The sequence below is a fragment of the Mesonia mobilis DSM 19841 genome, assembly GCF_000423405.1.
GTDB lineage: Bacteria > Bacteroidota > Bacteroidia > Flavobacteriales > Flavobacteriaceae > Mesonia > Mesonia mobilis.
Window position 1 is genome coordinate 1 of sequence record NZ_AUHX01000020.1, and the last position, 8,246, is coordinate 8,246.

The 8,246-nt window shown below is 30.5% G+C and carries 9 protein-coding genes and 1 pseudogene; 3 read left to right on the forward strand and 7 right to left on the reverse strand.

What is annotated here, in order from left to right:
• Positions 1–764: 764 nt before the first annotated feature.
• The 3 genes from G551_RS0111695 to G551_RS0111705 form a co-directional block, all read right to left on the reverse strand.
• Positions 765–1,016, reverse strand: coding sequence for a hypothetical protein (locus tag G551_RS0111695; RefSeq protein WP_027885750.1), 252 nt, complete (start codon positions 1,014–1,016; stop codon positions 765–767).
• Positions 986–1,438, reverse strand: coding sequence for an FEKKY domain-containing protein (locus tag G551_RS0111700; RefSeq protein WP_156876788.1), 453 nt, complete (start codon positions 1,436–1,438; stop codon positions 986–988). The genes G551_RS0111695 and G551_RS0111700 overlap by 31 nt, the downstream gene beginning before the upstream one ends.
• Positions 1,439–1,582: 144 nt before the next feature.
• Entirely contained in the window at positions 1,583–2,047 is a 465-nt protein-coding gene (locus tag G551_RS0111705; RefSeq protein ID WP_156876789.1) for a hypothetical protein, read from the reverse strand.
• 1,031 nt (positions 2,048–3,078) lie between these two features.
• Between G551_RS0111705 and G551_RS0111715 the strand changes: the two genes are divergently transcribed.
• A complete protein-coding gene (locus tag G551_RS0111715; RefSeq protein WP_027885753.1) occupies positions 3,079–3,411 on the forward strand; it encodes a hypothetical protein in 333 nt (110 codons plus the stop codon).
• Between the two features lie 11 nt (positions 3,412–3,422).
• Positions 3,423–3,581 carry a hypothetical protein gene (locus G551_RS16565; RefSeq protein WP_156876790.1) on the forward strand — a complete coding sequence of 53 codons (159 nt, stop codon included), beginning with the start codon at positions 3,423–3,425 and terminating at the stop codon, positions 3,579–3,581.
• Positions 3,582–3,764: 183 nt separating this feature from the next.
• On the opposite strand, the gene G551_RS16570 is transcribed toward G551_RS16565, so the two are convergent.
• The 4 genes from G551_RS16570 to G551_RS0111745 form a co-directional block, all read right to left on the reverse strand.
• Positions 3,765–3,935, reverse strand: coding sequence for a hypothetical protein (locus G551_RS16570; protein ID WP_156876791.1), 171 nt, complete (start codon positions 3,933–3,935; stop codon positions 3,765–3,767).
• A 998-nt stretch (positions 3,936–4,933) separates the two neighbouring features.
• Positions 4,934–5,176 (reverse strand): DUF7683 domain-containing protein, encoded by a 243-nt coding sequence (locus tag G551_RS0111735; protein ID WP_027885755.1) that lies wholly within the window; start codon positions 5,174–5,176, stop codon positions 4,934–4,936.
• 682 nt (positions 5,177–5,858) lie between these two features.
• Positions 5,859–6,314, reverse strand: a complete 456-nt coding sequence (locus G551_RS0111740; RefSeq protein ID WP_027885756.1) for a hypothetical protein — start codon at positions 6,312–6,314, stop codon at positions 5,859–5,861.
• A gap of 175 nt (positions 6,315–6,489) precedes the next feature.
• Positions 6,490–7,314 (reverse strand): hypothetical protein, encoded by an 825-nt coding sequence (locus G551_RS0111745; protein ID WP_027885757.1) that lies wholly within the window; start codon positions 7,312–7,314, stop codon positions 6,490–6,492.
• Positions 7,315–8,051: 737 nt separating this feature from the next.
• Here G551_RS0111745 and G551_RS16455 point away from each other — a divergent pair.
• A pseudogene (locus G551_RS16455) lies at positions 8,052–8,246 on the forward strand (IS1182 family transposase); the annotation flags it as partial.

Here is an 8,246-nt window from a genome sequence, read left to right on the forward strand (position 1 = left end):
TAATATTCTCATTTAAACTTAATGTGAGCTTTTTATCCATTACAAACTATTTTACGTACAAATATATTAATTAGTTACGTAATGTATTTATTTTTGATGAATTTTTTTTTGCTTGTGGCTAACGGTCTTGTTTATCTTTCAGTTGTGGGAATTAGAAAATGAAGATAGTAAAAAGAAATGACTTTGACGCGCCAGCGTCTGTGTCCGCAGGACACAAAGCCACGATTGAAGATAAACGTTGTTGCCTAATGTGCTTTTACGTTTTGCTTTTAACGACCACTTTATCGTTTATGAGCGTTTTAGTCAACCGATTTCAAATTAATATTTTGAAAACGAATTTTAGTTTTACTTTTTCTCCGCAAAGTTTTGAAAAATAGAGTAGTGCTGATAAATTTTTAACCGCAACAATTTATCGGTTTCGGTTTCTCGAGTTTGAATAAGTTTTTTAGCTGAGTTCAAATTTTCTTTAGGATTTTTAATTTTCTCTGCGCAAAGTTTAGCGATCCAGTTTTGCGTAATCAAAATCCGTTAAGTTTTTAAAATTCTAATTTTCGGATTGAAAATAGATTTTGAATAAATTAATAAAGCTGGAACTTAAACCGCTGATTCTCGTTTCGCATATTTGGCAACGGTCTTGTATAACAATCAGTTGCGGGTTGATTGAGAACTAAGATAGCTAAAATTCCCGACTTTTATGCTTGCGCGGTTGTGTCCGCAGGACACATAGCCGCAATTGTTGTTATACGTTGTTGTAAAACGTTTTTTTACTTACGATTAACTTTTTTATTCTTCGTTGCCCACTTTTTAATTTTATCATTTAAAGTTGGATATCCTAATCCGCCTAAGATCATTCCTATTGGCATTCCAATTATGGTTCTCCAGAATTCTTTTGGATTTCTTCGATAATCTGGCAAGTAAGCCCAATATAAGAATCCAGCAAATAGAATAACAAGAATAGATATAATTATAAATTCAGTCATTGTATTTAATTTTTCCGTTTGTAATTGCGTTTCCATTCTTTAAATCCAATTACATCGTCTCTAACTTCTTTTATCCAGGTTTTTCCTTTTGTCGAATTCAAGTGTTCAAATACTATTTTGTTGTAAGCAATTATTATGTCATTTTCTGGACCAGAACAACCAAATTCATAAAAATAAATTCCATATTTTTTTTCAAATTGTGGGTCAGTAGCAATTATCGTTGGTGCAATTCCGCCCATTAGCAACAAAAATGGATTTCCGTTTTTAATATCCAATTCCGCCATTTTTTCAGCTTCTTTTTCGTCCGTAATAAAAATCAACTTTTTAGCACCGGAACTATTCAGTTGATCATAGCTCAATTCTCCAATTCTTGAGAATTCAACAGTTTCCTTTCTATTTGTTTGAGCATTTAAAGTCAAAGTCCAAATTCCAATAAATAGCATTAATATGAATTTCATACGGTTCTTTTAAATGTTTTACAACGGTCTTGTATATCTTTCAGTTGTAGGAATTTAGGAACTAAAGATAGTAAAAAGAACTGACTTTGACGCGTAAGCGTTCGTGTCCGCAGGACACGACACCACAATTGAAGATATACGTTGTTACCTGCTGGCTTTTTTACATTTTATTCGTTCCGTTACTTTATACTTTTCTTTTTCTTTAGTAGAGTAGTATAATTTATCTACTTCACATTCACATTGCTTATTAGACATAGTATAATTAACAATTCTTGGTCCATCTGACCAATTTCCACGTCCCCAATTAGTCACTTTGAAACCTTTAGATTTTAGTAGGTTTACAATAAACAATTTTTCACTTTTATCGGAAGCAATAGAGTCCAAAACAGGGTAGAGATCAATAAACTCTACATCTTTTGTTGAACAGATATTCAAAATCAATGAGTCAATATAATTCCGTTTAACTTCTTTATAATTCCAATTATTGTCTTCAAAAATGCTATTAATGTTTTGATTTTTTGATTCATTTTCAACATTATTGTCATTTTTAGATTGATTATTGCAACTCCATATAAACAATATAAGTGATAGTATAGTTATTTGTTTCATTATCGATTTTTCAGCTTGCAGGTAACGGTCTTGTATATTTGTCAGTTGTGGGAATTTAGGAAATGAAGATAGTAAAAAGAAATGACTTTGACGCGTAAGCGGTTGTGTCCGCAGGACACAAAACCACAATTGGAAATATACGTTGTTGTCTAAAGTGCTTTTCCGTCCAGATTTTCGATTTCACTTTATCGTTTCTGAGCTTCTTTGTCAGCCGAGTTTTGATTTTCTTTTGAAAACGAATTTTAGTTTTATTTTTTTCCGCAAAGATTTTAAAAATAGAGTAGTGCTAAGAAAATTTTATCCGTAACAATTTGTTGTTTCCATTTTATCGAGTTTGAGTAAGTTTAAGTCGTTTGAGTTCTAATTTTTTTGTTGAATTTTTAATCTTCTCTGCGTAAAGCTTTGCCAAACAGTTTTTCGTCTGAGTGATTTTTTTATCCGTTTAGATTCGTCAAATTTCTTTAAGTTTTCGTTCAAGAAAGAGATTGTTTTGGAAATGAAACTTGAAGTTTACCACGCTGTAATTGTGCATTTTTGACAACGGTTTTGTATAACAGAAGTAGCGGGTTAAAATGCGCTAATCTGTCCGTTGTGCTTTGTTTTTGCTGTTTACTTTTGTTTGGCGGTGAAACAACTTAACCGCTATTTTTGTTATACGATGTTGGCTACAGTTTTTTGTTTGCAGCAAGTTAGTAATTTTTCTATATTTACAACAGTTAAATGTTACTTGTCTTTTAGTTTCTCAGAAAAAGAGAAAAACCAATTAGAAGATTATGAGTACGTTTAACGTAAAAAATGGCAAATGCTACGAGCTATTTTTTCGCAGATGGAAATGGGCTAAAGATAAGGTGAAGAAGATTTACCCTAAAAAAGCTAAAGCATTTCCAATGTGGAAAGAAGTAGATTGTCATTTCTGTGACTGTTGCAATCAGTCGTAGTTTTCCGTTTAGGGTTGAGTTAGCTCCTCAATCCTTTTTTCTAATTGGTTTATTAAATTATTTTTTGTAAATCGCCTTTTTAAATAGCAGTCTATGTTGATAACATTAAATACCAGTTATAATAAAATAAGAAAAGAACACTCCTTTAAATCAAAGGAATCATTTAAAGATTTTTTAGTTAACCTCAATAGTGAAACAAACGGGGAGTTTTGGTGGGTTTTTGAACACGATCTTCCTAATCTACAAGTCGGTAAAAAAGAATCTTCCATTTATAATAGTTTAAAAACAATCTTAGATTTATGGAGTCAAAATAAAATACCTGCCTCAAATCCAAATACCAATTTTTGGGAATTGTATTTAACAGGTTTTAAAACCGAAGAATCAGCTATAAAATTTAAACAGTCTTTTGATAATGATCTTTATTAAGGATTTTAATTATGAAAGATGACAGATCGTGGGATAAAGAAGGTAAATACATAGTTCTAATTGTTTTCATTACATTAATATTAACCCTTTTCGGAATGGTTAAAAGCTGTGTTGATAGTGACAACAATTCACCAGACCCAACAATGCGACCAATTGGTCACGGATATTAAAAATTATAAAATCAAAATATTATGAAACTATTCAATGTAGTAACAATCGATCAAGGTCTTGTGGTAATCAATCCTTATGAAATAAAATATTGTAAGGTAGACCAAGACTCAAGAGAAACTGAAATTTATATGAAAGACAATAAAGTCTTTAGAACTAAAGAATTATTAGCTGGTATATGCAAATCATCGGATGAAGGATTCACTCCCAAGCTGTAACTTTACAATATCTATTAAATCTTGAGCTTCATTATAAGTTTTACCTTTTAAAATCTTTGTAATAGAAAAAATTTCTTTTACAGTTTTTTCTCCATACTGTTGTTCTAAAAGTTCTTTTTTCTGTTTTGAATTTTCCATTTTAATTACTTTTTTAGTTTGTTAAAACGGTCTTGTTATACTCCTATTGGCTTTTTGTTTTAAATTGTTGCCAACGGTTTTGTTTATCTTTCAGTTGTGGGAATTTAGGAAATAAAGATAGTAAAAAGAAATGACTTCGACGCGCCAGCGTCTGTGTCCGCAGGACACAAAGCCACGATTGAAGATAAACGTTGTTGGTTAAAGTGCTTTTCCGTTCAGATTTTCGATTCCACTTTATCGTTTCTGAGCGTTTTAGTCAGCCGATTTCAAATTAATATTTTGAAAACGAATTTTAGTTTTATTTTTTCTCCGCAAAGCTTTGAAAAAATAGAGTAGGGCTAAGAAAATTTTATCCACAACAATTTATCGGTTCCAGTTTATAAAGTTTGAGTAAATTTTTCAGCTGAGTTCAAATTTCCTTTGGGATTTTTAATTTTCTCTGCGCAAAGTTTATCCATTCAGCTTTTGCTCCGAGTAGTTTTATCCGTTTAGATTGTCAATTTTTCTTTATGTTTTCGTTCAAGAAAAAGATTATTTTGGAAATGAAACTTGAATTTTACCACGCTGTAATTATGCATTTTTACCAACGGATTTGTATAATTACCCAGCTAAGGGAATTTAGAAAATAAAGATAGTAAAAAGAACTGACTTTGACGCGTGAGCGTCTGTGTCCACAGGACACAAAACCTTAGTTGGAATTATACGTTGTTGGCATTAGTTTTTATTTTGATTCTCCAGAAATAAATTCCGTTTACCAAGATCCAGGTTAGAATACAGTTTAAGATTAATTTATTCATATTCCAACTGTGGTTTAATTCATTAACAATCAATGTTTGTTCATAATAAGTAAAAGGAAAACCAATTTTTAAAATTTTGAATCCTATAGTTTGGTTTACTGGAGTTAGTATCGAAATAAGGACAGTTAAAAATGAAATTGAGAAAAAAACTATAATTGATAATATTAATCCCGTAGAAAATTTTTTAATCATTTGATTAAATTAATTGTCTTGATAACAGGAAAGAAAGTAATCAAAATTGTCAGTTTGGAAATTATATCCGATATTTTCAAAATGCTCTTTGAGTTTGCCTTTTACTTCATATTGATAGTATAGATTTATATCTCCTTTTTTTAAGTCTATCAATTTTTTTACAACTTCAACATCTAAATTCGGAATAACAATTTCATCGACTAATTGATTTGAATTTTTACAAAAAACATCAAACATTCTAATAATTTTCATTCGGTTTTAAATTAATGCCAACGGTCTTGTTTATCTTTCAGTTGTGGGGATTAGAAAATGAAGATAGTAAAAAGAAATGACTTTGACGCGTGAGCGTCTGTGTCCGCAGGACACAAAGCCACGATTGAAGATAAACGTTGTTAGCTAAAGTACTTTTCCGTAAAGATTGTCGATTCCACTTTATCGTTTCTGAGCGTTTTAATCAGCCGAACTTTAATATTTTTTTGAAAACGAATTTTAGTTTTACTTTTTCTCCGCAAAGATTTTAAAAATAGAGTAGTGCTGAGAATTTTTTATCCGCAACGATTTATCCATTCCAATTTATCGAACCGAGTAAGTTTAAGTCCATTGAGTTCTAATTTTTTTCTTTAATTTTAATTTCTCCGCGCAAAGATTTTCAGTCAATTTAATCCGTTTTTACTTTGCGAATTGAGTGAGTTTTCCATTAAACGTTTATTTTCAGGTCTGATGTAAAACTCGAACAAAAACAGAATTCGCAATTAAACTCGCTGATTGTTGTTTCGTATTTTAGCTAACGGTCTTGTATATTTGTCAGTTGTGGGAATTTAGGAATTAAAGATAATAAAAAGAATGGACTTTGATGCGTGAGCATCTGTGTCCGCAGGACACAAAGCCACAATTGGAAATATACGTTGTTGTGGTGTCGTTTTTATTTTCCATCTCAGTTATCTATTTCACTTTGATATTTTTTTCTATCGGTCGAGTGAATTCCAAAAATTGTAATTCCGCTGTCAAATATTTTAACATCAAAGCTACGTTTTAGTTTATATTGGTCATCCAAATTGTTTGATAAATAAAGAAAGCCTAAAAATAAAATTCCAAATCCAATCCAGAATATTTTCGAAATTAATTTTGGAATATTAATTTTCCAAAATCGGTTTATAGTCCAAGTTATTATAAAAGAAAAGGCAAAATAAATCGGAAAATCAATAACCATTTCAGTCAAAAAATATTGTGTTGATAAAGATGTGTGAAATCCATCACATTTATAAATTAACGGAAAACCGTAAAAGAATTCATCAGTTCCATCAATTACAATTCCGAAACTCCACTTTGTAATAATTCCAAATAAAATTAAAGTCAAAGGCAAAGTCAATCGAAATATTAATTTTCTCATTTATTTAATTCAGAAGTTTGAAATGTAAATGCACCACAACGGTCTTGTATAACAATCAGTTGCGGATTGATTAGACACTAAGATAGCTAAAATTACCGACTTTTATGTTTGCGCGGTTTTGTCCGCTGAACACAAAGCCGCAATTGTTGTTATACGGTGTTGTAAGCAGTTTTTTTTACATTGCTGTAACTGAATTTGCCAATCTTTTTTCATTCCCAATTAAGGTTGTATAATAACGTTGTTCTATCCCATATAATAATTGTTTAAGATTTTCTTCTGTTCCAATAGTGAAGCATTTATCATCATCTGAAAACTCCAATTCATCGCAATATTCCTTAATATAGCCATATATTGAATTTTTTTGTGCTGGATTGAAATTATTAAAAGTATCCATTGCCATTGCTATTCTTTTTCTATTTGCTTTTTTCACTTTTGTAGCATCATAATTATCCACTAAGTTTATAAAATCATTTTGTAAAAAAGTCTCCGTATCAGCTTGCGTTGCCTCTCTGTAAAGTTCTCCAATACCTTTAAATATTGTTGTTATTGAGGGCAGCTTTTTGAAATACAATATGTCATTAGTTTTGTCGTATATTGCATCTGCTACTTCCTTAATTACGATAATAGGATTTTCAGAATGTAGTTCCGGTTCGTTATCTAACGGAAACCATTTTCGATTTATAGTTTGACTTTTCGATAATTTTTGAAAAAAGTAATATCTATCATTCTGATATGAACATAAATAGTTCAACCTTGAGTAATCCGCTCTAACGATTTGATTGTATTCCGCTGAATTGAAATCGTTTGTTAAGAAGTCAATTATATAATCCGTTTTAGAAAATTCCTCAATTGCAAACCATTCATCATCTTCTAATTTGTAATTAGTATCGTATTCGTGAGGATTGTCTAAATCATCAGGTAAATCAAATACATTTTCATCAGACATTAATTTAACAAATTGTCCGTTTCGTCCTGATTTTTTTGCAAGTAAATGGTTCATAATTATTTGGTTAAATCTATAAATGTGAAATCGTTTATCCTTCTTAACTGTTTAAATTCTGTTTTTTGCGGGGCTTTCAAAATCCTACGAGTTATAATGAAAATTTTTATTTCATTGGTAGTTGTTAAATAGTAAAAATGATACTTGAATATTAAAAAAAGTGGATTGAAGTATAATGTTTGAGATAAAAATGTGAATACAAACAGTATTGCAAATACAAAAATTAGTGTATCAATATAAGGTACACTTAATGCTACAAAAAAATAGCCTAAATAACTGGGCAAAAAAGCGTTATTCGCTTGTTCGATACTTTTTATCGTACCTAATGAAATATTGTCTTTACTTAATTTCTTAGCAATTAAAAGACTTAAAAAAGTCAATAAAATTGGAATTAAAAAATACAATATGTAAGAAACGTAATTTGGTAGTTTGGTTAGATAGCAATTCAGATTATTAACCAAGATTTCTTCCTTAACTAAGTAAACCACAATAATTAAAGATGTAGCATTGAAAGTCAATAAGAGTCTATAAATAAAATTCATTCTTAATATTTGTAGTTTGGTAAAATTGCTTACAACGGTTTCGGCTATGAGTAGTTGCGTGGTTTAGCACTTAACTTTGCAAGTACACACCAAACTGAAAATCCGCGAGGATTTTCAGAAGTAGGCGAGAACAAGCAATTACTTATAGCCATTGTGCTTGTTGCACAATTTACTAAAAAAGATTAATTTCATGGTATGCAAGGAAAAAAAGTATATCAAGAGCAGTTATTCAACAGTTTTCAGTTGAGTGAACGGGTACCGGCCACTAATTTCTACCGCCGATTGAAAGAAGCCTTAAACTTAGATTTTCTCTATGATCTTACTCGAGGTTTTTACGGCAGCAGCGGTCAAAAGAGTATAGATCCTGTAGTGTTCTTTAAACTCTGTCTG